Here is a 23,668-nt window from a genome sequence, read left to right on the forward strand (position 1 = left end):
CCATGCAGCGGTTCCTGGCCGATGGCTCCTTCCTGCGTGTCTACCTGGCCTTGGCCCTGGCACTGCTGCTGACTTTCGGCCTGGCCCTGATGGGGCTGGCGCTGGTCGATCGAGTTCGGATCGAGCAGTATCGCGAGCAACTGGCCGAAGCACCGCTGCAACTACTCACCTGGCGGGTGGCGGCTCTGCCGGCCTACGAGCGCGGCGGCTGGTTGATCCAGCAGTCGGACGTGCTCGACATGCGCCTCTCTCTGCGCGAGCCGGAGGCAACCGGGCTCGGTTGGTTCGAGCGTCGTCGGATTGACCGTGGCCAGGTGTTGGTGAAGGTGCACGAGGAGGAGGGCTGGCGGCTCTACCGGCGTCTGCCGCGTGAAGAACGAATTCTGGAAGCGCGTCTCTCCGGGCTCAATGAACGTCAGCTACGCGGCCTGGCTCAGATGCTGGGCGACTGGCTGGCCGAGGTGGACGGTGACGCTCGCCGTCGTCGCCTCGAGAGCGTGACCAGCGATGCCTTGCCGGTACGCCTCAGCGACCTGGCTCCCGAAGGGCTCGACAGTCATCAACTCACCCGCCTGCGGGACGGTGAGCTGGTGATCCGCCTGATGCCGGGCCACTGGGCATTGACAGTCCATCTTGCCGTGCCGGCTGCCGACGGTTCCCGCCAGTGGCTATCGATCGGCCCGGTTTCGGCGCTCGAGCCCACTCCCATTTCCCTGCTCTTGCTGGTGCTGGTGATCATGCTCGGCGTGCTGGCCGCGATCATCTATCTGATCGTGCGGGGTGTGGAGGCGCGCCTGGCTCGGCTCGAGCTGGCCGCGGGTCGAATCGCCAGCGGTCGCCTCGATACCCGGGTCAAGGTCGACGCCGGTGGCTTCATCGGCCGGGTCGGCATGGCCTTCAACGCCATGGCCGCCCAGGTGCAGTCGCTGCTGCGCTCGCAGCAGGAGATGATCCGTGCGGTATCCCATGAGCTGCGCACCCCCGTGGCGCGCATACGCTTCGCCATGCAGATGGTCGAGGACATGACCGACGACCCCGCCGTTCATCGTCAACTGCATGGCATCGACAGCGATATCGAGGAGCTCGACCAGCTCATCGACGAAATCCTGACCTACGCGCGGCTCGACAGCGGTATCGTCAACGGGGCCGAGCTGGAGCGCACCCAGGTCGATTGCCGCGCCGTCGCGGAGCGGGTCATCGAGACCCTGGCACCGTTGCATGCGCACCTGCGACTGGCGCTGGCGCCGGGGCCCGAGGTGGAAGTGCAGGCCGACCCGCGCTATCTGCAGCGGGCGCTGCAGAACCTGGTGGCCAATGCCTGTCGCCATGCCCAATCGCAGGTGCTGGTGCGGCTATCGCTGGAGTCTCGGCTGGTACGCCTGGATATCGAGGACGACGGGCCCGGCGTGCCGGCCGGCGAACGCCAGGCCATTTTCAAGCCCTTCGCGCGGCTCGACGACAGCCGCACGCGGCGCAGCGGGGGCTATGGCCTGGGGCTCTCCATCGTGCAGAAGATCATGGCCTGGCACGGTGGCAGTGTAGTGGTCGACGACAGCCAGGAATTGGGCGGTGCGCGCTTCTCGTTGCTGCTGCCGCGGGTGACGGCCAACAAGGCCAAGCTGCCGCTCAAGCCGGCTTGATGCCCTCCAGCACGGCGAAGGAGGTCTCGCGGGCCGTGCGCAGGAAGTCCTCCATCCACGCCTGCTCGCGGCTCTCCTCGCGGATGGCGGCGTACAGCGTACTCCACATGCCTGTTTCGCCAAGGCCTACCGCCTTGACGTAGTCGCGCTCCAGATATTCCGTCAGTGCCCAGTTGGGCAGCGCACAGACCCCGCGGCCGCTGGCCACCAGTTGCATCATCATCACCGTGAGTTCGGCGGTGCGGATCTCACGCGGGCGGACACCGGCAGGGTCGAGAAACTGAGTGAACACGTCGAGCCGCGCATGCTCGACGGGATAGGTGATCAGGGTCTCCTCGGTGAGGTCCTCGGGCGTGACGAAGGTGCGTTCGGCGAGGCGATGCTGACGGGCGACGGCCAACAGACCCTGATAGCGGAACAGCGGCTCGTAGTAGACGCCCGGCAGCGACTGGGGGTCGGCGGTGATCACCAGATCGAGCTGCTCACGGGCCAGTGCCGGCAACGGATCGAAGTGATGTCCGCCGGGAATGTCGATCTCCACTTCCGGCCAGTGGTCGCGGAAATGGTCGATGGTCGGCATCAGCCACTGGAAGCAGCTGTGACACTCGATCGCCATATGCAGGCGGCCCGGTTCGTGACCGATCAGCCGGGCCACGTCACGTTCGGCCATGCGTACCAGTGGCAGCGCCTGTTCGGCCAGGGCCAGCAGGCGCTGACCGGCGCGGGTGAACTCCACCGGCCGTGTCTTGCGCACGAACAACGCCGTGCCCACGCGCTCCTCGAGGTCCTTGATCTGATGCGACAGGGCCGACTGGGTCAGATGAACCCGTTCAGCGGCGTCCACCAGCGAGCCGGCATCGCGCAGGGCAACCAGGGTCCGCAGGTGACGAAGTTCAATCATGAGAAATGTTCAAGTTGTAGGTTAATTTATTTAGTTTGATTCAATAGTTCGCGGCGACGAGACTCTACGGCATCATTCATGCGTAGAGGGACTTATCATGACATTAGCTCATGTACTTGGCTATCCGCGAATCGGAGCCGACCGCGAACTCAAGCGTGCCGTCGAAGCCTACTGGCGTGGCGAGCTCGACCGTGCCGGCCTCGAGGCCGCTGGCCGCGAGCTGCGGGCGCGTCACTGGCAGGCGCAGCGCGACGCCGGCCTGGACTATGTCACTGTGGGCGATTTCGCTTTCTACGATCAGGTGCTCAACGTCACTACGATGCTGGGCGCCGTGCCGGCGCGTTTCGCGGCCGAGGAGGAGGTCGCCCGTGGAGAGGTCGGTCTCGACACCCAGTTCCGCATGGCTCGCGGGCGTGCCCCCCATGGGGCACCGGCCGCGGCCTGTGAGATGACCAAGTACTTCGATACCAACTACCACTACCTGGTCCCGGAGCTGCACGAGGGGCAGCAGTTCAAGCTGGCCGCCACGCGGCTATTCGATGAGGTGGCCGAGGCACGCGCGGCGGGACATCCGGCCAAGGTGGCGCTGACCGGGCCGCTGACCTGGCTGTGGCTGGGCAAGGGGTGTGAGGCTGGCTTCGATCGCCTGAGCCTGCTCGAGGCGCTGCTGCCCGTCTACGGTGAAATTCTTGCACGGCTGGCCGAGCAGGGCGTGGAGTGGGTCCAGCTCGACGAGCCGGCACTGGTGCAGGATCTGCCGGTGGAGTGGCGCAACGCCTTCGAATTCGCCTACAACGCCTTGCGTTCGGCGCCGCTCAAACTGATGGTGGCGACCTATTTCGGTGGCCTGGGGGACAACCTGCAACTGGCGGTGGGCCTGCCGGTGGATGGCCTGCACATCGATGCGGTGCGCGCGCCCGAACAGCTGACACCGGTGCTCGACAACCTGCCCGGCTACAAGGTGCTCTCGGTCGGGGCTATCGACGGGCGCAACGTCTGGCGGGCCGACTTGGCCGCCCTGCATGAGCGCCTGGCCAATGCCCGCATGCGCCTCGGCGAGCGGCTGTGGCTCGCACCCTCCTGCTCGTTGCTGCACGTGCCGGTGGATCTCGCCAGTGAGAGCGAACTCGACGAGGAACTCAAGAGCTGGCTGGCTTTTGCGCGCCAGAAGCTCGACGAGACGGTGACCCTGGCCCGGCTGCTGGGCAACCGTGCCAGCGCCGCAGAGCGCGCCTGGGTCACCGCCGCCACGGCCGCGCTGGATGCCCGACGAGCCTCGCCGCGGCTGCACCGGCCGGAAGTCGCCCAGCGCTTGGCCAACATCGGTGACGCCGAGCGTTCTCGCGACAACCCCTACCCGGTCAGGGCCCGAGCTCAGCGCCGCGCCCTGGATCTGCCGCTATTCCCCACCACCACCATTGGCTCCTTTCCTCAGACCGGGGAGATCCGCGCCGCCCGCCGCGCCCACAAGAACGGTGAGCTGGGGCGTGACGCCTACGAGGCGAAGATGCGCGACGAGATCGGCGATGCCGTACGCCGTCAGGAAGAACTGGGGATCGACATGCTGGTGCACGGCGAGGCCGAGCGCAACGACATGGTGGAGTACTTCGGCGAACAGCTCGATGGCTACGTATTCACCCGCAATGGCTGGGTACAGAGCTACGGCTCGCGCTGCGTCAAGCCGCCCATCATCGTCGGCGACGTGGCCCGGCCGGCGTCGATGACGGTAGTATGGAGCCGCCATGCCCAGTCGCTCACCGAGCGGCCGATGAAGGGCATGCTCACAGGGCCGGTAACCATGCTGCAATGGTCCTTCGTGCGCGACGATCAGCCGCGCGATGTCACCTGCCGGCAGATCGCCCTGGCACTGCGCGACGAAGTTGCCGATCTGGAAGCCGCCGGCATACCGGCCATTCAGATCGATGAGCCGGCGCTGCGCGAGGGCTTGCCGCTGCGCCAGGGTGAGTGGCAGGGCTACCTCGACTGGGCCGTGGAGTGCTTCCGCCTGACCGCCTCGGTGGCATGCGACGCCACCCAGATTCACACCCACATGTGCTACTCGGAGTTCAACGACATCATCGCAGCCATCGCGGCGCTGGATGCCGATGTCATTACCATCGAGACTTCGCGTTCCAACATGGAGCTGCTCGACGCTTTCCACGACTTCGCCTATCCCAACGAGATCGGCCCGGGTGTCTACGACATTCACTCGCCCAACGTGCCGGAGGTAACGTGGATGGTCCAACTGATGGAGAAGGCCGCCGAGCGTATCCCTGTCGAGCGGCTGTGGGTCAATCCGGATTGCGGCCTCAAGACCCGCGGCTGGGCCGAGGTGGAGCCGGCGCTGGCCAACATGGTCGAGGCGGCACGGGAGCTGCGTCGTCGCCACGGCTGAGGCCGGCATGAGGCGCTGCGTTCGTCGTGCGTGAAACGGCACCGGGCCGGGAGGCGCCGGTGCCTGTTATGCTGTGCCGGTTCAGAATGTTCAAGGAACCGCCATGTCGCTTCGTTCTTCTTCCTCTCTTCGCTCGGCCTTGCTCGTCGCCGGTTCGCTGTTGTTGGGCGGCTGTGTCGCCGCGCCCGTCGATGGACCCCGTCCTGATACCGGCAAGGTGGCCAGCACGGCCCCGCTGATGCCTTCTTCGTTTTTTCCCGGTGGTGCCGAGCGCTTCGAGGCCTGGCGCTGCACGCCGCAGCAGGACCTGGTGACGGCTTTCGGCGAGCGCGAGCTGCGGCTGTGGTCGGCACACGGCGCCTATCGCTTGACACCCGCGGTGGTGGCCAGCGGCGCGCGCTACCAGCAGGGCGACCTGAGTTTCTGGAACAAGGGCGGGGATGCCGTGGTCGAGAGCGCCAACGGCCAGCTGGAGTGCAGCGCCGCCATGGCGCGCCCGGCGCTGACTCGCAAGCAGCGGCCCGGCGTCATGTTCCATGGGCGCGGCAACGAACCGGGCTGGAACGTCAATCTGGCTCATGACAAACCCGAACTGACCCTGGTGCTTGACTACGGCGCGCGGGAAATGACCTTGCCTTATCGTGTCATCGGGATGGACAACGCCAATGGCCGGGTCATCCTCGCCAGCAGCCAGCCCGACCGGACCTTCGAGCTGCGCCTGGAGGCTCAGGCCTGCTTCGACGACATGAGCGGTGAACCGTTCCCGGCCCGGGTCATGCTGACGATGAATGGAGAAACATATCGGGGCTGTGGTCAAGGTATCGCCCCTTAGCCCTACCCCGTGATGCGATGGATGCAGCGCCTCGCGCTGGCCAGAACCAAGGCAAGCCGGGAGCCATCGGATTTGCCTTGGACGAGCCCCGCCACACCACCGTGAATAGCAAGGAGCCACAACAATGGCATTCGAACTGCCTGCACTGCCCTATGAGAAGAACGCCCTCGAGCCGTACATCTCCGCCGAGACCCTCGAGTATCATTACGGCAAGCACCACCAGGCCTACGTCACCAAGCTCAACGAACTGATCGAAGGTACCGACAACGCCGACAAGTCGCTGGAGGAGATCATCAAGTCCTCCTCCGGCGGCCTGTTCAACCAGGCGGCGCAGGTGTGGAACCACACCTTCTACTGGCACTGCCTGGCACCCAACGGCGGCGGTGAGCCGACCGGCGCGCTGGCCGAGGCGATCAGTGCCAGGTTTGGCTCCTTCGCCAAGTTCAAGGAAACCTTCAACGCCAGCGCCGTAGCCAACTTCGGCGCCGGCTGGACCTGGCTGATCAAGACCGCCGACGGTGGCGTCGACATCGTCAACACCAGTAATGCGGACACGCCCATAGCCCACGGCCAGACCCCGCTGCTGACCATCGACGTGTGGGAGCACGCCTACTACATCGACTACCGCAACGCGCGTCCCAAGTATCTTGAGAATGTATGGAGCGTACTGAACTGGGACTTCGTCACTCAGAACTTCGCCTGATAGGCGGGGCTTGTTTGCAGAGCTGTATTTTCGTTTTTGTCGAACGATAGGCGCGAAAATCTGCGCTTTTAGTATGAAAAAATGCACGTAACATGACGATCAATACCGAACCCTACAGTGGAGATCGTCATGGCTACCCGTATTCTTCTCGTTACCTCCTCGATCCTCGGCGAGCATGGCCAGTCCAACGCCCTCGCCGGCCACCTTCGTGAGCGTGTCGCCGGGCGCAACGACGTCGCCGTCACTCACCGCGACCTGGCGAGCGAATCGCTGCCGCATCTGGGCCTGGAGGAGCTCTCGAGCTGGCAGGTCGCAGCTGACGAACGCTCCGCCGAGCAACAAATGCTGGCCGAGCGCTCCGATAGCCTGATCGAGGAGTTGCAGGCCCACGACGTATTGGTGCTGGCGGTGCCGATGTACAATTTCGGCATTCCGTCCCAGCTCAAGGCCTGGTTCGACCGGGTGATGCGCGCAGGCACCACCTTCCGCTATACCGAGCAGGGCCCCGAGGGGCTGGTGAAGGGCAAGCGTGCCGTGATCCTGGCCGCCCGTGGCGGGCAGTATGCCGGCACCGAGCTCGACAGCCAGACACCGCACCTCAAGGCGATGCTGGGCATGATCGGCATCAGCGACGTATCGGTGATCTTTGCCGAGGGGCTCGCCATGGGCGAAGGGCTGCGCGATGCCGCACTCAAGGAGGCCCGTCAGGCCATCTATGGCCTCGTGGCCAGCCTCTAGGGCCGTGGAAGTGGACGCCTGCTTTCAGCAGGCCTCGGGCCTGACTTCGACCCAGTGCTCGGCGACGAAACCACTCGTGCACAGGTTGGCCTGTGCATCGAGAATACGCGCCCCTAGCTGACCGAGGGCCTGCCGATCCGCGCGTGAGTCTGGAGCCACCATCGCGGTGGCCTCCAGCGGCTGCCACGCCTTCTCTTCGCGTGCCGCCAAGGCGTAGCTGAAGGCGAAGAAGCCAGGAAACCCCAGGCGCAGGTCTGTCGCTACCAGGGTTTCCCTACCGTCCAGTTCACGCGCTTCATAGCGTAGAAAGGGGCCGGCGAACCAGTCCAGCCGCTGGCCCTTCTCCAGCGCCAGGGCGACCGACTCGAGGTCAGCGCCGCGACGGAAGGTCTCTACCATTGGCGGCGTACCGCCATCCAGCAGGCCCAGCAGGGTTTCATGATGACGGTCGCCGTCGATGATCGTCACCCGCCACAGTAGCGTATTGAATGGTGTGGGTTGTACCAGCCGGGGCGCTTCAGCGAGCCCGCGTTCGGCCAGTAGCGGCGTGAGACGATGCTCGACCACGCCCTTGGCGGTCATGGCGAATGCCAGATAGGCACAGGAGAGTGCCAGGCCCCAGGCGGGACCACGATAGCCGTTGCCGGTGGCCAATGCGAAACCGATGCCCACCAATAGCGGCAGTGTGTAGAGTGGATCGATGATGAACACCACCGGCCAGGCGCTGGGGCGCACGTCGAGCGGCCACCATAGCTGTGTGCCGTAGGTGGTCAGCGCATCGAGCAGCGGATGAGTGATCAGGCACAGCAAGAAGTAGACCCACCAACGGCCCAGGGAAATGTCGCGAGCCGGGGCGAAGCGTCGGACGAGCAGCGCCAGCAGCGTGCCGAGGCCGGTCAGCACGAACAGCGAGTGGCTGAAGCCGCGGTGCTCGGTGACGTTGGCCACTGCATCGCCATAGTCGAGAAAGACGTCGAGATCGGGCAGGGTACCCAGCGCCGCACCGATCAGCACCGCCTTGCGCCCGAGGCGACGGCCCAGCACGGCACCGCCTACTGCCGCGCCCAGCGCGGCCTGCGTCAGCGTATCCATTCTCTCGGGTTCCTTCTCGTATGAGCGCCAGGCGCTCGGCTCAGGTGTTGTACCAGGCCGGTCCAGCGGCGAGAATGCGCTGGTGGATGGGACAGTCGTCGCGATGGGCGCCAGGCAGGTAGCCCGTGCTCATGAGAAACTCGCCGACGATCTCGGGGCCGGTGAAACGAAAGGTGCGACGGAACAGCTTGACCCAGTCGGCCAACGGTAGTGGGTGGTGGTGGTCGAGCCAGCCGGCGAAGCTGCCGTGCTCCTCGCGCAGCGTCTGGATCACGCCGGCATTGTGAATGACTGCCTCGACCTTGAGCCGGTTGCGGATGATACCGGCATCGCCGAGCAGGCGCTCGCGGTCGGCGTCGCCGAAGGCGGCAACTCGGTCGACGTCGAAATTGTCGAAGGCATGGCGAAATGTATCGCGCTTCTTCAGCACCGTCAGCCACGACAGGCCGGCCTGGTTGATCTCCAGCACGAGACGCTCGAACAACGCCGTTTCGTCACCGACCGGGAAGCCGTATTCATTCTCGTGGTAGGGGCCGTGCCAGGGGTGTCCCGGTGCCAGATCGCAGTAGTGCGCCATTTCCACTCTCTTTCCCTTGGGAGGTATTGGCAAGCCGTCGCCGGCTTGTCACGATTCCATCGGCATGGTGACGCAACGCATCAGGAGCCGCAGACATGAAGATCCTACCCGCAAACCGCAAGGCCCGGAAGCCAGCGCTGCTCTCCTCCCTGGCTGGGGGATTGCTGGCCACTTACGTCATCGTGGCCTCAGTCTCGCCCTCCCAGGCCGCGCCTGTGGTCGAAATGTACCAGGACCCCAGCTGCGGTTGCTGCTCGGCCTGGGCCGAACATCTCGAGGAAGAAGGCTTCGAGGTGCGCCAGCACAAGACCCGCGATATGCGTTCGGTCAAGATCGAGCATGGCGTCACGCCGGAGCTCGCCTCATGCCATACGGCGTTGATCGAGGGCTACGTCATCGAGGGCCACGTGCCGGCTGCCGACATCAAGCGGTTGCTCGAGGAGCAGCCCGACGTGGCGGGGCTGACCGTGCCCGGCATGCCCCATGGGTCGCCAGGCATGGAGACCGGGCGCCACGACGACTATGCCGTGCTGACCTGGCGCCACGAGGATCGGACGCCGGCCATCTTCAACGAATACACCCACGAGTGAAGTAAAGACGACACAAGGAGGGGTTCATGCAGTACCTGCACACCATGGTGCGCGTCAGTGACCTTGACGCTTCGCTGCGTTTCTACTGCGACCTGCTGGGGCTCGAGGAGGTTCGCCGCAAGGAGAACGAGAAGGGGCGCTTTACCCTGGTCTTCCTGGCCGCCCCCGAGGATGCATCGCGCTCCGAGCGGCTCAAGGCGCCCGAACTCGAGCTGACCTACAACTGGGACCCGGAGGAGTACACCGGCGGGCGCAACTTCGGACACCTGGCCTACCGGGTCGAGGATATCTATGCGCTGTGCGAGCGTCTGCAGGCGGCGGGCGTGACGATCAACCGGCCGCCGCGTGACGGCCACATGGCCTTCGTTCGCAGTCCCGACGGTATCTCCGTCGAGCTGTTGCAGAAGGGGGATCCGCTGCCGGCCAAGGAGCCCTGGGCGTCCATGGAAAACACCGGTTCTTGGTAGCGGGTGTGTCGACCCACGACTGCGTTTGGCCTACGGCGTAGAACTCACCCTGAGAGAAGAAGAAAGTCCATGAAGATGACGCTTGTGGCCCGCCTGGGCCTGATGTTGGCGACCGCGTCCTTGTTGGCGGCGTGTGGCAGCCAGCCCTCCGAGCCGACACGCGATGATGGCCCTCGTGTCTCCAGCGACCACCCGGTGGTGGGGCAGCGCTGGAACCTGCTGCTGGTGGGCACCGACGAACGGCTCTCCATGCCCGAGACGCCACATTTCGTGGTTTCTCCCGATGGCCGCGTGACGGGCAGCGATGGCTGCAACGAGCTCAATGGGCGGGTAAAACTCGACGCGGGCAATCGTGTTCAATTCAGTGAATTGGCCACCACCCGCCGGGGCTGTCCGCAACTCGACGATGCCCGGCGCGTCACCGGGATGATGGAAAACGCCTACCGTTTCCTCATCGACCACGACCGGCTGGTTTTCTTCGGCCCGGATCAGCGCGTTCTGGGTGGCTGGCGCAGAGCGAACTAGGCCTAAGCGACTTGGGGAAGAGCGCTGCGCACCTTGACCAGCCAGCCAGTGATGGCACCGGCCAGGACCGGGCCCAGCGGCGTCAACAGGATCCAGGGCGTGACGATCAGGTTGATCGCCAGGGCGGCGAAGTAGACGTCGCTGAACCAGTGGGCGCCGCCGAGAATGCGCGGGGCGCTGAGCAGCACTGCGAACAGCGCGCTGACCAGGGCGACACGCAGCCCGGCGAAGCGCCACATGAAGGCGGTGAACAGGATCAGGTTGATGCCGTGATTCCCCGGGAAGCTGCTGGCGGAGCTGTCCTTGGTCGAGAATTCGACCATCTCCGTGATCAGGTTGACATTCTCGTAGACCAGCGTGGGGCTGGGATGCGTATAGGGGACCGCCATGCTGACGCCCTGGGCGATGAACACCGCCGACAGCAGCATGGTGAGACCGATACCGCCCCAGCGCAGCAGGCGGTACTGGCACGGTGCGTCGCGCCGCATTGCCCAGAGGAAGATTCCCAGCAGGACCAGCAGGCTAGCCACGTCGAACAGGCGATTGTTGGTAAACGCCACGAGCAGTACCCACGCCGCATTGTCCTCGCGGAGCCAGGCGTTGGTGGTGAAGAAGACGGCATCGTCCCAGGCGGTCCAGAACAGCAGGCTGGGCGAGAGCCAGGACCAGACCAGCAGGGCACCGAGCAGGTTGAACAGCAGGACGCGGCCAGGCGCGAAGTAGGGTTTGAAGTGTGACATGAGGGGCACGCGCGAAGTAAATGGCAATGCCCCATTCTAGCGTAAGTGAACGTAACGGAACAGTGTTCCTTAACGTTTTGTGACTACTGCATGTACCAACCGTGACTGGCCACCACCGACTGGCCGGTCAACGCCGCCGTGGGGAAGGCGGCCAGCTGCAGCGCGACCTCGGCGATGTCGTCCAGCGTGGTGAACTCGCCGTCGACGGTATCCTTGAGCATCACGTCGCGCACCACCGCTTCCTCGGAGATACCCAGCGCCTCGGCCTGCTCGGGGATCTGCCGGTCCACCAGCGGCGTGCGCACGAATCCTGGGCAGATCACGTTGGCGCGCACCCGGTGCGCCGCGCCCTCCTTGGCCACGGTGCGGCACAGGCCCAGCAGGCCGTGCTTGGCGGCCACGTAGGGCGCCTTGAGTGGGGAGGCGAGCTTGCTGTGCACCGAGCCCATGTAGATCAGGCAACCGCCGCTCTCCTGCCGGTACATCTGGCGCAGGGCAGCCCCGGTGACCAGAAAGGCGCCGTCCAGGTGTACCGCCATCACCCGCCGCCAATCGGCAAAGGATAGGGTATGCAGCGGCTCGATATGCTGGATACCGGCATTGGCAATGGCGATATCCACCCCACCCCAGCGCTCGACCATCGTCGCCACGCCGGTTTCCACCGCGGCTTCGTCGGTGACGTCCATGGCCAGCGCCAGGGCTTGGCCGCCATCTTGGCGAATTTTTTCCACGGTCGCCTCGGCCGCGGCCAGGTCGAGGTCGGCCACGGCGACCCGGGCGCCTTCGCGGGCGTAGCGCTCGGCGATGGCGCGGCCGATGCCGCCGGCCGCTCCGGTGATCAGTGCTCTCTTGTCGGTCAGTTGCATGCCTAGTCTCTCCGAAGATAAGGATCAATTGCCGCCGTAGATGGTGTTGGGCAACCAGGTCGCCAGCGGCGAGAAGAAGAACACCAGCAGCAGGCCGAGCAACTGCAGCGCAACGAAGGGAGCCACGCCGAGATAGATGTCGCGTGTGGTGATCTCGGGCGGGCAGACCCCCTTGATGTAGAACAGCGCGAAACCCACCGGCGGCGTCAGGAACGAGGTCTGCAAGCAGATGGCGAAGAGCATCGCGAACCACAGCGGGTCGACGCCCAGGCTCATGATTACCGGCGCCACCAGTGGCAGGATGATCAGCGTAATCTCCACCCAGTCGAGGAAGAAGCCGAGCAGGAACACCACCGCCAGGATGGTCAGCACGATACCTGTTTCGCCGAAGGGCAGGCCGGTGAGCGCCAGGCGCACCACGTCGTCGCCGCCCAGTCCACGCAGCACGGCGGCGAACACCGTGGCGCCAATGAAGATGGCGAAGATGAAGGCGGTGGTGCGGCTGGTCTGGAACAGCGCCTGCTGCAGGATCGTGAGATTGAAGCGACGGTTGGCCATGGCCAGCAGCATGGCGCCCAGGGCGCCCACGGCCGAGGCCTCGGTCGTCGTGGCGAAGCCGGTGAAGATCGAGCCGAGTACGGCGAGAATCAGCCCCAGAGGAGGCAGCACCGCGAGAAACACCTGCAGGAAAGCGCGGGCGTCGAGCGGTTCGCGGTCCTTGGGCGCCGGCGCCAGGTCCTTCTTCAGGTAGGCGGCAATGAGGATATAGGCAATATACATCAGGCCCAGCATCACCCCGGGGATCAGCGCCGCCATGAACAAACGGCCGACCGACGCCTCGGAGGTGCCCATGCGGTCGGCCATCAGCACCAGCATGATGCTCGGCGGCACCAGGATGCCCAGGGTGCCCACCGAGCAGGCGGTGCCTACCGCCAGTGACTTGTTGTACTGGGCGCGCATCATTGGCCCCAGCGAAAGCATGCCGAGCAGCACCACCGAAGCACCGACGATGCCGGTGGAGGCCGCCAGCAGTATGCCAACGATCACCACGGTGACGGCATAGCCACCGCGCAGGCCGCCGAGAACGCGCACCAGCGAGGTGACCAGGCGCTCGGCGATGCCGGAGCGGTCGAGCATGATGCCCATGAAGATGAACAGCGGCAGCGCCACCATCAGCTCGTTGGCGACGATGCCGTAGATGCGCCGGTCAAGCACGCCGATGGTGCCGCCCCAGGAGAACCACAGGTCGGCGCCGAGGAATTCCACCAGCACGTGGCCAATGATGGCGAAGACGAAGCCGATGCCGGCCAACGACCAGGCCACGGGAAACCCCAGCAGCAGCAGGCCCATGAAGCTGGCGAACATCGCCAGCACGAGAAATTGCTCCAATCCCATAATCGATCTCGCTAGATGAACGTGGCGTATGCCGGTTGGATGCGCAGTGGCTACTGCCGCGGTGTGGTCTGGCGGATGGGCCGGGGGAAACCGAACAGCAGCGTGGAGCAGCGCAGTGCTCGAGAGAACAGCGCCACGGCCACCAGCGTCAGGCCGACGGGAATCAGGGTCTTGATGATGAAGCGATAGGGCAGGCCGCTGGGTGCCTGGGAGCGCTCGCCGCGCTGGAAGGCGCGATAGCCGTACTCGAACAGTGCCTCCGCCATCAGGTAGAGAATCGGCAGGGCCAGCAGCACGATGCCGGCAAGCTCGATCCAGGCCTGGGTGCGCAGCGTGAACTTCTCGCGAATCACGTCGACGCGGACGTGGTCGTCGCTGACCACGGCGTAGGCCAGGGTCAGGATCATGGTGGCGCCGAACAGGTGCCAGGACAGCTCCTCCACTGCGATCGAGCCGCGACCAAGGATGAAACGGTTGACCACATTGGTCAGCACAACCGCCATGGTGGCCAGCCATAGCCAGGAGATGGCCCGGCCGAACAGCAGGATGGCCATGTCGAGGCGGTGGCTTAAGCGATTGGTGGGCAGTTCTGGCGCGGAGTGGCCCTCCGGCCCTTGGGATGAGCCTGCCGAATCATTGACGCTCATGGAGTGACTCCGAGGTGTTGAGACGAATGCCGGCCGCCACCGTGCGATGGCGGCCGGCATTCAGAGCGGCTTTAGGTATCAATTATCGAGATTTTCCGGCGCATAGTAGGAGCGCGGCAGGTGGCCTTTGACGTGCCAGTTGCCGTGCAGCTTCATGAACTCGCGCTGACTTTCGAGGACGCGACCGAACATCTCGTCCTCGGCGGCGATCTCGGCCTGCACCTCGTTGGTCACCCGGCGCAACTCGGTGAGAATCTCGTCGGACAGCACCTGGGCGTTCACGCCCTCTTCTTCGAAGTCGCGCAGTGCCTTGGGCGTCTCGATCTCGCTCTCGGAGTAACCGTAGAGAGTGGCGGCGCGACAGCCCATGTCGATCATCGCCTGGGTCTGCGGCTCCAGCGCCTCCCAGCTCTCCTTGTTGACCAGCAGGTGAGCGGTAGTAAAGGTCTGGTGCCAGCCCGGCATGACGTAGTTCTGCACGATCTCCTGCATGCCGAGGATGCGGTCCACCGCCGGTGCCGAGAATTCGGTGGCGTCGATGGTGCCGCGCTCCATGGCCTGATAGAGCTCACCGCCCGGAATCATGGTGACCGAGGCACCCAGTCGCTCCAGCACGCGACCGCCGATACCGGCGAAGCGGATGCGCAGGCCGTCGATCTGGTCGAGGGACTCCAGCGGCTCGGCGAACCAGCCGGCGGCCTCGGGACCGATCATGCTGCACAGCAGGGGCTGGACGTCATACTCGGCATAGATCTCCTCGAGCAGTTCCTTGCCGCCGCCGAAGTAGTGCCACGCCAGGTAGGCGGGCGGTTCCATGCCGAACGGCGCGCCGGCGAACAGCGGCAGCGACGGGATACTGCCCTGGTCGTAGCCGACCCAGGTGAAGCCGGCATCATAGCGGCCTTCGGAAACGGCATCGAGAATCTCGAACGGTGGGATCAGTTCGCCCGGCTCGTAGTAGCGCAGATTGATGTTGCCGCCCGAAGCCTGTTCCAGCGACTCGCTGAGGAAGCGAACCGGGGTGCTCAGGCCGACCAGGTGCGAGGGGAAGGCGATGGGAACCTGCCAACGTACCTGCTCCTGGGCCTGGACGTTGCCTGTGGCACCGGCCAACAGGGCAGCGGCGGCCACGCCGAGAGTGAGCGGACGAAGGCGGATGGCGAGAGGCGATGAGGATGGCATGGAAGCTCCTTGTGCGTTGTTGTCGTCGCAACGCCTTGGATGGCGTTGTCGCGATGCATGAGCCATGGCGCACCCGCCATCGGACGGATAGCGCTTGCACCATGCACTGGCGCTTGTAGTGCACGTGCCGTGCCATTCTTGGTTTCTAGCTGTATTTCAGTGGGTTAAAGGAGGGCGAGGGAAAGAGGTGGGAAAGGGGTGTCCGATTTTTCGGACAATGTTCCGACCATGGTCGAAGAGGTTGTGTCCGTGAATCCGGACACTTGACCGGTTAGTCGGACAGTCTGGCCAGTTTTTCGTAGAGCACTGAACGAGGAATGCCCAGCATGCGAGCCGCGCGGGATTTGTTACCACGGCAGGCGGACAGCGCATCGTACAGCGCACTGCGCTCGGCCGCGGCCACGACGTCGGCCAGGGGACGCACGGTAGAGGTGGAGGGAGTGGGGTGTGTTGCGGCATTGGTATGGGGCAGGGCGGCGCGCAGCTCCGGCACGTCGATGACGCTGCAGGCTTCGTTCAGGGCCAGGGTCTGCTCGAGCACGTTGCGCAGCTCGCGAATGTTGCCCGGCCAGTCGTGCCGCTGCAGCAGCGCCACGCCCTCGGCGGTGATCTCGGCGCGGGGCTCGCCGCTCTCCGCCGCGATCCGGCCGAGGATCGTCTCGCACAGGATGCCCAGGTCGGCAAGGCGCTCGCGCAGCGGCGGCACCTGGATGCGCAGCACGTTGAGCCGATAGTAGAGGTCGGAGCGAAAGCTGCCGTCGGCCACCATGGCCTCGAGGTCGCGGCTGGTGGCTGCAATCACGCGCACGTCGACGCGCTTGATCTCGTTGGAGCCCAGCGGCTCCACTTCCCCTTCCTGAAGGGCGCGCAGCAGCTTGGCCTGCAGCGCCAGCGGCATGTCGCCTACCTCGTCGAGGAACAGGGTGCCGCCGTCGGCGAGCTGGAACTTGCCCTTGCGGGTGCGCTTGTCGGCGCCGGTATAGGCGCCCGGGGCGACGCCGAAGAACTCCGCTTCGAGCAGGTTCTCTGGCACCGCCGCGAGGTTCACTGCGATGAAGGGGCTGCCGCCACGGGGGGAATCGCCGTGGATGGCCTGGGCCAGTACCTCCTTGCCGGTGCCGGTCTCGCCCAGCAGCAGTACCGGTGTGGCGCGGGCGGCGGCCAGTCGGGCGCGACGCTTGACCTCCAGCACCGGGGGGCTGGCGCCGACGAAGTCGGCCAGCTCGTAGCGTGAGCCGCGCCGGGCCAGGGCGCGTCGCGCCGCCGCCAGGTCATGCTGCAGGCGGCGGTACTTGCCGAGTAGCGGCGCCAGGGGCTCCAGGTCGTCGAACACGATGAAGGCCACCGCGCCGTTGACCCGGCCGCTGGCCGGGTCGTGCAGCGGCAGCCGCGTGACCACCAACTGGCGGGACTGGTACTCCATGATGTCGAGCAGGATGGGGCGCCCGCTGCGCACCACCTCGGGCATGCGGGTATGAGGGATCACCGCGTTGACCGGGCGACCGATGACGCTGGCCGGATCGGCGATGCCCAGCAGCCGGCAGTAGCAGGCATTGATCCAGATCAGGCGGCTCGCCTCGTCGACCAGGATCGCCCCGGCGCTGTTGCGCTCGAGCAGCGGGAACAGCGGCCGGATCGCCTCGAGCGTCAAGCCTTGGCTTTGGCCGGCCATAGTGCTTTCATCCCGAGGCATTCGTGTCGTCTCCTGGCGGCGATGTCGGGCCGCTAATCAGAGCGCGGCAGTTTCGGGCCGCTAAATCAGAGCGCGGCAGTTTCGGGCCGCTGTTCAGAGCGCGGCGATCTTGTCGCGCTGCTCGACCAGCACACCGCGGGCGGCCTGGTACTCCCTGAGCTTGCCGCGCTCCTTCTCGACCACCGCTTCCGGCGCCTTGGCGACGAAGCTCTCGTTGCCGAGTTTCTTCTCGATGCCGCCAATCAGCTTGTCCTGCTTGTCGATCTCCTTGGCCAGGCGGGCGAGCTCCGCCTCCTTGTCGATCAGGTCGGCCATCGGCACCAGCACCTCCATGTCGCCGACCAGCTGAGTGGCCGAAAGCGGTGCCTCGCTCGGGTCGTCGAGCCAGGTGGCGCTCTCGAGCTTAGCCAGCTTGGCGAGGAAGGGCCGGTTGGCCTCCAGGCGCTCGCGATCCGCCGGAGCACCCTTGGACAGCAGCACCTCGAGTGGCTTGCCGGGAGCGATGTTCATCTCGGCGCGAACGTTGCGCACCGCCACGATCACGCCCTTGAGCCATTCGATGTCGCGGGTCGCCTGCTCGTCGATCTTCTCCTGCTCGGCCATGGGCCACGGTTGGTTCATGATCGACTCAGCGCCGTCGCCCGTTGCCTTGCCCGCCAGCGGCGCCACGCGCTGCCAGATCTCCTCGGAGATGAACGGCATCATCGGGTGGGCCAGGCGCAGGATGGCTTCCAGCACGCGCACCAGGGTGCGGCGGGTGCCGCGCTTGGCCGCCTCGCTGGCGCCGTCGTCCCACAGTACCGGCTTGGAGAGTTCCAGGTACCAGTCGCAGTACTCGTTCCAGACGAACTCGTAGAGTGCCTGGGAGGCGTGGTCGAAGCGGAACTCCTCCATCGCCTTGGTCACCTGGGCCTCGGTCTGCTGCAGGCGCGAGACGATCCAGCGGTCGGCCAGCGACAATTCGACCTCGCCACCTTGCGCACCGCAGTCCTGGCCCTCGGCGTTCATCAGCACGTAGCGCGAGGCGTTCCACAGCTTGTTGCAGAAGTTGCGGTAGCCGTCGAGGCGGCCCATGTCGAACTTGATGTCGCGCCCGGTGGTGGCCTGGGAGAGGAAGGTGAAGCGCAGCGCATCGGTACCGTGGGGCTCGATGCCCTCGGGGAACTCGTCGCGGGTGGCCTTGGCGATGGCCTTGGCCTTCTGCGGCTGCATCATGTTGCCGGTGCGTTTTTCCAGCAACGTGTCGAGCTGGATGCCGTCGATCAGGTCGATGGGGTCGAGCACGTTGCCCTTCGACTTGGACATCTTCTGGCCCTGACCGTCGCGCACCAGGCCGTGGACGTAGACGGTCTTGAACGGCACTTCGTCCATGAACTTCAGCGTCAGCATGATCATGCGTGCGACCCAGAAGAAGATGATGTCGAAGCCGGTGACCAGCACGCTGGAGGGGTGGAAGGTCGCCAGCTCCGAGGTCTTCTCCGGCCAGCCCAGGGTGCCGAAGGTCCACAGCCCCGAGCTGAACCAGGTGTCGAGCACGTCTTCATCTTGGGTCAGAACGATGTCGTCACTCAGGCCATGCTTCTCACGCGCCTCGGCTTCGGTGCGGGCGACGTAGACGTTGCCCTCGGCGTCGTACCAGGCGGGAATGCGGTGGCCCCACCACAGCTGGCGCGAGATGCACCAGTCCTGCAGGTCGCGCATCCACGAGAAGTACATGTTCTCGTAGTTCTTGGGCACGAACTGGATGTCGCCGTTCTCCACCGCGGCGATGGCGGGCTTGGCCAGGCTCTCCACGGCGACGAACCATTGATCCGTGAGCAGCGGCTCGATGACGTCGCCGGAGCGGTCGCCATAGGGCAGGGTGTTGTTGACCGTCTCGATCTGCTCGAGCAGCCCGGCGGCCTCCATGTCGGCGACGATCCGCTTGCGCGCCTCGAAGCGGTCGAGCCCGGCGTACGCTTCAGGCAGGCTTAAGTCGATCTCGGGCAGCGGACGGCCCTGGATGTCGAAGGCCTCGGCCTGGGGCAGGATCGCCGCGTCCTGGGTGAAGACGTTGATCAGCGGCAGGCCGTGGCGACGACCCACCTCGTAGTCGTTGAAGTCATGGGCCGGGGTGATCTTCACGCAGCCGGAGCCCTTCTCCATGTCGGCGTGTTCGTCGGCGACGATGGGGATGCGACGGCCGACCAGCGGCAGCTCGACGAACTTGCCCACCAGCGAGGCGTAGCGCGGGTCCTCGGGGTTGACCGCCACGCCGGTGTCGCCGAGCAGGGTCTCGGGGCGGGTGGTGGCGACGACCAGGTAGTCGAGGCCGGCATCGGTCGTCACGCCGTCGGCCAGCGGGTAGCGGAAATGCCAGAACTGGCCCTGCTGGTCGCGGTTTTCCACTTCGAGATCGGAAATGGCGGTGTGCAGGGTCGGGTCCCAGTTGACCAGGCGCTTGCCGCGGTAGATCAGGTCCTCTTCATAGAGGCGCACGAAGACTTCCTGCACCGCCTTGTAGAAGCCGTCGTCCATGGTGAAGCGCTCGCGCGACCAGTCGACGCTGGCGCCCATGCGGCGCAGCTGGCGAGTGATGTGGCCGCCGGATTCGTGCTTCCACTCCCATACCTTGTCGATGAATGCCCCGCGCCCCAGGTCGTGGCGGCTCTTGCCCTCCTCGGCGGCGACCTTGCGTTCCACCAGCATCTGGGTGGCGATGCCGGCGTGGTCGGTGCCGACCTGCCACAGGGTGTTGTTGCCCTGCATGCGCTTCCAGCGGATCAGCGTGTCCATGATGGTGTCCTGGAACGCGTGGCCCATGTGCAGGCTGCCGGTGACGTTGGGCGGCGGGATCATGATCGAATAGGGTTCGCCCTTGCCCGAGGGGGCGAAGCGGCCGTCGGCCTCCCAGCGCTCGTACCAGCGGGATTCGATCTGCTCGGGTTGGTAGGTCTTGTCCATGGGGCGTTCCGGGTCCAGAAATGATCGCCGCCGGATCGTGGTGCCGGGCGGCAGGAAAGTCGTCGAAGCGGTCGAAAAATGGGCTCGATTATAGCGCGATGAGGGAGTGGGCGTCAGCCTTGCTGCTCGGGGCTGATCCGCCAGCAGGCCTGCGAGGAGGCGCTGTGAACCCATCCCTGGGCGCTACTTTTGCCATCCATGGCAAAAGACCTCCTCTTCGGCCTGCTGCCGGCGCCCCTGGCTTGGTGGTATTAGCCGCGTAGCTGATGCGCTTTCACCGGATAGCCACGCTGCTTGTAGGTCTGCCAGCATTCGCGCTTGGCGACGAGCACCTGTTGGTGCTGGTTGATGATCTCGGCGACCCGCTCGAAGCGCGAGAACCACTCGGGGATACCCGGGTCGAGGTTGAGCAGCGCCATGGGGGCCTCGGGATTCGGTTCGGGCGGCTGTTCCCAGCCGATGGTCACCGCCACGCTCTCGGCCATGTCGCTGCCGAGCAGGGCGTGGGGCAGGTAGGCCTCGGGGCGAAAGGTCCAAAGCCGCTCGTCGAGGTCGGTGGCCATGGCCTCGTCCTCGGCGTGCAGGTGCAGCCGGAAGCCCTTGCCGGCGATGGTCTCGGCCAGCCGACAGGCGAAGTCGAGCCGCGCTTCCAGCGTGGTGTCGGGGAGTATGTAGAAGTCTACTTGCGTCATGACGGCCTTAACGGTTGGGGCCGATTCTGCCGATGCAGTGGCGAGGCCCTGCCGCAAGCAGACCTACCAGGAGGCGCTGTGAACCCATCCCTGGGCGCTACTTTTGCCTTCCCTGGCAAAAGACCTCCTCTTCGGCCTGCTCCCGGCCGCCTCGCGAGGCGTTCGGCTCCTGGCGTAGTGGGTAGCGTCAGACCAGCCTGGTCAACCAGCCATGCGTATCTTCCGCGCGGCCGTACTGCAGGTCGAGCAGCTTGGCGCGCAGGCGCTTGGCCACTTCGTTGCCTTCGTCGGGCATGCGGATGGTGTCGTCTTCGCTGATCAACTGACCCACCGGCGTGATCACCGCGGCGGTACCGCAGGCGAAGACTTCGGTGATCTCGCCGGAGGCCACGCCCTCGCGCCACTCGTCGATGCTGATGGCACGCTCTTCCGCGGTGAAGCCTTCGTCGCGGCCGAGGGTGAGCACCGAGTCCCGGGTCACGCCCTCGAGGATGGTGTCGGTCAGGCGCGGCGTGACCAGGCGGCCGTCCTTGTAGACGAAGAACAGGTTCATGCCGCCCAGTTCCTCGACCCACTTGTTCTCGGCAGCGTCGAGGAAGGCGACCTGGCCGCAGCCGTGCTTCTCGGCTTCCTTCTGGGCGGCCAGCGAGGCGGCGTAGTTGCCGCCGCACTTGGCAAAGCCGGTGCCGCCGGGGGCGGCGCGCTTGTAGTGCGAGGAGAGCCAGATCGATACCGGGGCGATGCCGCCCTTGAAGTAGGCACCGGCAGGAGAGGCGATGACGTAGTAGTCGACTTCCTTGGCGGGACGCACGCCAAGGAACTTCTCGCTGGCGATCATGAACGGGCGCAGGTAGAGGCTCGATTCATCGGCCTCGCTGCTGGGTGTCGGCACCCAGGCGTGGTCCTGGGCGAGCAGCGCCTTGAGCGAGCCGACGAAGTCTTCGTCGCTGAGCTCGGGCAGCGCCAGCCGGCGCGCGCTGCGGCGGAAGCGCTCGGCGTTCTTCTCCGGGCGGAACGACCACACCGAGCCGTCGGCGTGGCGGTAGGCCTTGATGCCCTCGAAGATCTCCTGGCCGTAGTGCAGCACGGCCGCCGCCGGGTCGAGGGTCAGCGGACCGTAGGGGCGTACCTCGTGGCCGTGCCAGCCGGACTCGGCCGTCCAGCGTACGTGGGCCATATGATCGCTGAAGTACTGGCCGAAGCCGGGGCTGGCGAGAATGTCGTCGCGAATGTTGGCTGCCACGGGTGTGGCGTTGGGCAGCGTCTCGAAGGTTGCGTTGGGCACGGCAAATGGGTCTCCGCTATGCCGGGATTCCGGCGTTTTCTTGGGCTTCTACGGCGCTCCGAGTCAGGCGACCCGGAGCGCGCAATGCGTCAGATGTAACGGTTGTCGCCTGCGTTGGCAACCTTGGCAACGTCAGGCGTCGTTCTCGACCTGACGCGTCTCTTCCTCGCGGTCGAGCAGGTATTGGGTCAGCAGGCCTACCGGACGGCCGCTGGCGCCCTTCTGCTTGCCCGAGGTCCAGGCGGTGCCGGCGATATCCAGGTGTGCCCAGGGGAACTTGTCGGCGAAGCGCGAGAGGAAGCAGGCGGCGGTGATGGTGCCGGCCGGGCGCCCGCCGATATTGGCCATGTCGGCGAAGTTGGAGTCGAGCTGCTCCTTGTACTCGTCCCACAGCGGCAGGTGCCAGGCGCGGTCCCAGGCAGCTTCGCCGGCATCGAGCAGGTCCAGCGCCAGGTCGTCGTCGTTGGAGAGCAGGCCGGTGGCGTGGTGGCCCAGGGCGATGATCGCCGCACCGGTCAGGGTGGCGATGTCGACCACGCTAGCGGGCTCGAAGCGCTCGGCGTAGGTCAGCGCATCGCACAGCACCAGGCGACCCTCGGCGTCGGTGTTGAGTACTTCGACGGTGAGACCTTTCAGCGTCTTGATGATGTCGCCGGGCTTGGTGGCGCGGCCGTCAGGCATGTTCTCGGCGGCGGCGACGATGAACACCAGGTTGAGCTTGGGCCGGATGCCGAGCACCGCCTTGGCGGTGCCGAACACGCTGGCCGCTCCGCACATGTCGAACTTCATCTCATCCATGGCTTCGCCGGGCTTGAGCGAGATGCCGCCGGTATCGAAGGTGATGCCCTTGCCCACCAGCACGTGGGGCGACTCGTCGGCATTTTCTGCCCCTTGGTACTTCATGACGATCAGCCGCGAGGGCTGCTCGCTGCCACGGCCCACCGAGAGCAGGCTGTGGGCGCCGAGCTCTTCCAGCGCCGCCTCGTCGAGGATCTCGACGGCAAGCGCGCCGCCCGACTCGCGGCCGAGCTGCTCGGCCTGTTCGGCCAGATAGCTCGGCGTGCAGACGTTGCCCGGCAGGTTGCCCAGGGTGCGGGTGTAGGCCACTCCTTGGCCAATGGCGTCACCGATGCGAGCACCCTCGCGGGCCTCGCCGGCGGTATCGTTGTCGCTGAGCAGCAGGGTGACTTTCTCCAGCCGCGGACGCGGGGCCTTCTCCGACTTGAACTCGTCGAAACGGTAGACGGCACGCTGTGCGGCCTCCGCCGTCATGCGCGCCTTCCAGGTAACGCTGCGCTCGGGTACAGGCACGTCGGTGAAGGCCACGGCGACGTCCTCGGCCGGCAGCCCGGCGACGGCGGTGAAGGCGGCATCCAGGGCCTTGATGAAGGCGCGCTCCTGGCACTTCTCGCGCGTGCCCAGGCCCACCAGCATCAGGCGGTCGGCGGAGAGGCCGGGGGCGAAGGGGATCAGTTGCACATTACCCAGCTTGGCGTCGAAGTCGCCGCGCTCGATCAGCTGGCCGATCAGCCGCTCGCTGGCGTCGTCGAGCTTGGCGGCGGCGGGCAGCAGGTCGCCGTCCTTGAAAACCGGGACCACGAGGCAGGCCGATTCGGCCTTGGCGGGATTGGCCGTCTGAACTGGGAATTCCATGGTGACTCCACAAGACAAGCGATGGGGGATTCTGGATAATGCCGGCACGGCTCCAGGCCACTGCCGAATCACCCAAGTGTACTCAAGGCATGGCGCCATTGCATGGAAGACC

Annotated in this window: 21 protein-coding genes; 8 read left to right on the forward strand and 13 right to left on the reverse strand. The window is 65.7% G+C overall.

The window, feature by feature from the left end; translation table 11 throughout:
• The first annotated feature begins 2 nt into the window (after nt 1–2).
• On the forward strand, nt 3–1,640 hold the full coding sequence (locus tag ACRWQA_RS02635) for an ATP-binding protein (protein WP_434226959.1): 1,638 nt from the start codon (nt 3–5) through the stop codon (nt 1,638–1,640).
• On the opposite strand, the gene ACRWQA_RS02640 is transcribed toward ACRWQA_RS02635, so the two are convergent.
• Nucleotides 1,627–2,541, reverse strand: a complete 915-nt coding sequence (locus ACRWQA_RS02640) for a LysR family transcriptional regulator (protein ID WP_263581312.1) — start codon at nt 2,539–2,541, stop codon at nt 1,627–1,629. The genes ACRWQA_RS02635 and ACRWQA_RS02640 overlap by 14 nt on opposite strands.
• Nucleotides 2,542–2,638: 97 nt before the next feature.
• On the opposite strand from ACRWQA_RS02640, the gene metE reads away from it, so the two are divergent.
• From metE to ACRWQA_RS02660, 4 genes are all read left to right on the forward strand, one after another.
• On the forward strand, nt 2,639–4,936 hold the full coding sequence (metE, locus tag ACRWQA_RS02645) for a 5-methyltetrahydropteroyltriglutamate--homocysteine S-methyltransferase (protein WP_434226960.1): 2,298 nt from the start codon (nt 2,639–2,641) through the stop codon (nt 4,934–4,936).
• A 103-nt stretch (nt 4,937–5,039) separates the two neighbouring features.
• Complete coding sequence (locus ACRWQA_RS02650; RefSeq protein WP_434226961.1) at nt 5,040–5,768, forward strand: COG3650 family protein; 729 nt, start codon at nt 5,040–5,042, stop codon at nt 5,766–5,768.
• 124 nt (nt 5,769–5,892) lie between these two features.
• A complete protein-coding gene (locus ACRWQA_RS02655; protein ID WP_434226962.1) occupies nt 5,893–6,471 on the forward strand; it encodes a superoxide dismutase in 579 nt (192 codons plus the stop codon).
• 129 nt (nt 6,472–6,600) lie between these two features.
• On the forward strand, nt 6,601–7,209 hold the full coding sequence (locus tag ACRWQA_RS02660; RefSeq protein WP_434226964.1) for an FMN-dependent NADH-azoreductase: 609 nt from the start codon (nt 6,601–6,603) through the stop codon (nt 7,207–7,209).
• Nucleotides 7,210–7,233: 24 nt separating this feature from the next.
• On the opposite strand, the gene ACRWQA_RS02665 is transcribed toward ACRWQA_RS02660, so the two are convergent.
• Together ACRWQA_RS02665 and ACRWQA_RS02670 are read right to left on the reverse strand one after the other, a co-directional pair.
• On the reverse strand, nt 7,234–8,301 hold the full coding sequence (locus ACRWQA_RS02665; protein ID WP_434226965.1) for a metal-dependent hydrolase: 1,068 nt from the start codon (nt 8,299–8,301) through the stop codon (nt 7,234–7,236).
• Between the two features lie 40 nt (nt 8,302–8,341).
• A complete protein-coding gene (locus ACRWQA_RS02670) occupies nt 8,342–8,878 on the reverse strand; it encodes a DNA-3-methyladenine glycosylase I (protein WP_434226966.1) in 537 nt (178 codons plus the stop codon).
• 95 nt (nt 8,879–8,973) lie between these two features.
• Between ACRWQA_RS02670 and ACRWQA_RS02675 the strand changes: the two genes are divergently transcribed.
• The 3 genes from ACRWQA_RS02675 (at nt 8,974) to ACRWQA_RS02685 (ending at nt 10,460) form a co-directional block, all read left to right on the forward strand.
• Nucleotides 8,974–9,468: a DUF411 domain-containing protein gene (locus tag ACRWQA_RS02675; RefSeq protein ID WP_434226967.1), complete on the forward strand. Its 495-nt coding sequence runs from the start codon at nt 8,974–8,976 to the stop codon at nt 9,466–9,468.
• 26 nt (nt 9,469–9,494) lie between these two features.
• Nucleotides 9,495–9,935 carry a lactoylglutathione lyase gene (gene gloA, locus ACRWQA_RS02680; RefSeq protein ID WP_263581304.1) on the forward strand — a complete coding sequence of 147 codons (441 nt, stop codon included), beginning with the start codon at nt 9,495–9,497 and terminating at the stop codon, nt 9,933–9,935.
• Nucleotides 9,936–10,004: 69 nt separating this feature from the next.
• A complete protein-coding gene (locus tag ACRWQA_RS02685; RefSeq protein WP_263581303.1) occupies nt 10,005–10,460 on the forward strand; it encodes an META domain-containing protein in 456 nt (151 codons plus the stop codon).
• Nucleotides 10,461–10,462: 2 nt separating this feature from the next.
• Here ACRWQA_RS02685 and ACRWQA_RS02690 read toward each other — a convergent pair whose 3' ends face one another.
• From ACRWQA_RS02690 to ACRWQA_RS02735, 10 genes are all read right to left on the reverse strand, one after another.
• Entirely contained in the window at nt 10,463–11,200 is a 738-nt protein-coding gene (locus tag ACRWQA_RS02690) for a phosphatase PAP2 family protein (protein ID WP_434226968.1), read from the reverse strand.
• A gap of 83 nt (nt 11,201–11,283) precedes the next feature.
• Entirely contained in the window at nt 11,284–12,066 is a 783-nt protein-coding gene (locus tag ACRWQA_RS02695; protein ID WP_434226969.1) for a 3-hydroxybutyrate dehydrogenase, read from the reverse strand.
• A 24-nt stretch (nt 12,067–12,090) separates the two neighbouring features.
• Nucleotides 12,091–13,461 (reverse strand): TRAP transporter large permease, encoded by a 1,371-nt coding sequence (locus ACRWQA_RS02700; protein ID WP_263581300.1) that lies wholly within the window; start codon nt 13,459–13,461, stop codon nt 12,091–12,093.
• 50 nt (nt 13,462–13,511) lie between these two features.
• Nucleotides 13,512–14,108, reverse strand: coding sequence for a TRAP transporter small permease subunit (locus ACRWQA_RS02705; protein ID WP_434226970.1), 597 nt, complete (start codon nt 14,106–14,108; stop codon nt 13,512–13,514).
• A 78-nt stretch (nt 14,109–14,186) separates the two neighbouring features.
• The gene (locus ACRWQA_RS02710) at nt 14,187–15,290 is read right to left on the reverse strand and encodes a TRAP transporter substrate-binding protein (RefSeq protein ID WP_434226971.1); all 1,104 of its coding nucleotides are present in this window, start codon (nt 15,288–15,290) and stop codon (nt 14,187–14,189) included.
• A gap of 271 nt (nt 15,291–15,561) precedes the next feature.
• Nucleotides 15,562–16,962 carry a sigma-54 interaction domain-containing protein gene (locus ACRWQA_RS02715; protein ID WP_434226972.1) on the reverse strand — a complete coding sequence of 467 codons (1,401 nt, stop codon included), beginning with the start codon at nt 16,960–16,962 and terminating at the stop codon, nt 15,562–15,564.
• Nucleotides 16,963–17,076: 114 nt separating this feature from the next.
• Complete coding sequence (locus ACRWQA_RS02720) at nt 17,077–19,926, reverse strand: valine--tRNA ligase (protein ID WP_434226973.1); 2,850 nt, start codon at nt 19,924–19,926, stop codon at nt 17,077–17,079.
• Nucleotides 19,927–20,177: 251 nt separating this feature from the next.
• Nucleotides 20,178–20,618, reverse strand: coding sequence for a DNA polymerase III subunit chi (locus tag ACRWQA_RS02725; RefSeq protein ID WP_263581295.1), 441 nt, complete (start codon nt 20,616–20,618; stop codon nt 20,178–20,180).
• Nucleotides 20,619–20,805: 187 nt separating this feature from the next.
• Nucleotides 20,806–21,903 (reverse strand): branched-chain amino acid aminotransferase, encoded by a 1,098-nt coding sequence (locus ACRWQA_RS02730; RefSeq protein WP_434226974.1) that lies wholly within the window; start codon nt 21,901–21,903, stop codon nt 20,806–20,808.
• Nucleotides 21,904–22,035: 132 nt separating this feature from the next.
• Nucleotides 22,036–23,556 (reverse strand): leucyl aminopeptidase, encoded by a 1,521-nt coding sequence (locus ACRWQA_RS02735; RefSeq protein WP_434226975.1) that lies wholly within the window; start codon nt 23,554–23,556, stop codon nt 22,036–22,038.
• Between the last annotated feature and the right edge of the window lie 112 nt (nt 23,557–23,668).

Source organism: Billgrantia sp. C5P2 (assembly GCF_051062895.2).

Excerpts from the sequence above, each read along its gene's own strand:
- ACRWQA_RS02635 (WP_434226959.1), top strand. The coding sequence starts at position 3 with ATGCAGCGGTTCCTGGCCGATGGCTCCTTCCTGCGTGTCTACCTGGCC.
- ACRWQA_RS02640 (WP_263581312.1), bottom strand. The coding sequence starts at position 2,541 with ATGATTGAACTTCGTCACCTGCGGACCCTGGTTGCCCTGCGCGATGCC.
- metE (WP_434226960.1), top strand. The coding sequence starts at position 2,639 with ATGACATTAGCTCATGTACTTGGCTATCCGCGAATCGGAGCCGACCGC.
- ACRWQA_RS02650 (WP_434226961.1), top strand. The coding sequence starts at position 5,040 with ATGTCGCTTCGTTCTTCTTCCTCTCTTCGCTCGGCCTTGCTCGTCGCC.
- ACRWQA_RS02655 (WP_434226962.1), top strand. The coding sequence starts at position 5,893 with ATGGCATTCGAACTGCCTGCACTGCCCTATGAGAAGAACGCCCTCGAG.
- ACRWQA_RS02660 (WP_434226964.1), top strand. The coding sequence starts at position 6,601 with ATGGCTACCCGTATTCTTCTCGTTACCTCCTCGATCCTCGGCGAGCAT.
- ACRWQA_RS02665 (WP_434226965.1), bottom strand. The coding sequence starts at position 8,301 with ATGGATACGCTGACGCAGGCCGCGCTGGGCGCGGCAGTAGGCGGTGCC.
- ACRWQA_RS02670 (WP_434226966.1), bottom strand. The coding sequence starts at position 8,878 with ATGGCGCACTACTGCGATCTGGCACCGGGACACCCCTGGCACGGCCCC.
- ACRWQA_RS02675 (WP_434226967.1), top strand. The coding sequence starts at position 8,974 with ATGAAGATCCTACCCGCAAACCGCAAGGCCCGGAAGCCAGCGCTGCTC.
- gloA (WP_263581304.1), top strand. The coding sequence starts at position 9,495 with ATGCAGTACCTGCACACCATGGTGCGCGTCAGTGACCTTGACGCTTCG.
- ACRWQA_RS02685 (WP_263581303.1), top strand. The coding sequence starts at position 10,005 with ATGAAGATGACGCTTGTGGCCCGCCTGGGCCTGATGTTGGCGACCGCG.
- ACRWQA_RS02690 (WP_434226968.1), bottom strand. The coding sequence starts at position 11,200 with ATGTCACACTTCAAACCCTACTTCGCGCCTGGCCGCGTCCTGCTGTTC.
- ACRWQA_RS02695 (WP_434226969.1), bottom strand. The coding sequence starts at position 12,066 with ATGCAACTGACCGACAAGAGAGCACTGATCACCGGAGCGGCCGGCGGC.
- ACRWQA_RS02700 (WP_263581300.1), bottom strand. The coding sequence starts at position 13,461 with ATGGGATTGGAGCAATTTCTCGTGCTGGCGATGTTCGCCAGCTTCATG.
- ACRWQA_RS02705 (WP_434226970.1), bottom strand. The coding sequence starts at position 14,108 with ATGAGCGTCAATGATTCGGCAGGCTCATCCCAAGGGCCGGAGGGCCAC.
- ACRWQA_RS02710 (WP_434226971.1), bottom strand. The coding sequence starts at position 15,290 with ATGCCATCCTCATCGCCTCTCGCCATCCGCCTTCGTCCGCTCACTCTC.
- ACRWQA_RS02715 (WP_434226972.1), bottom strand. The coding sequence starts at position 16,962 with ATGGCCGGCCAAAGCCAAGGCTTGACGCTCGAGGCGATCCGGCCGCTG.
- ACRWQA_RS02720 (WP_434226973.1), bottom strand. The coding sequence starts at position 19,926 with ATGGACAAGACCTACCAACCCGAGCAGATCGAATCCCGCTGGTACGAG.
- ACRWQA_RS02725 (WP_263581295.1), bottom strand. The coding sequence starts at position 20,618 with ATGACGCAAGTAGACTTCTACATACTCCCCGACACCACGCTGGAAGCG.
- ACRWQA_RS02735 (WP_434226975.1), bottom strand. The coding sequence starts at position 23,556 with ATGGAATTCCCAGTTCAGACGGCCAATCCCGCCAAGGCCGAATCGGCC.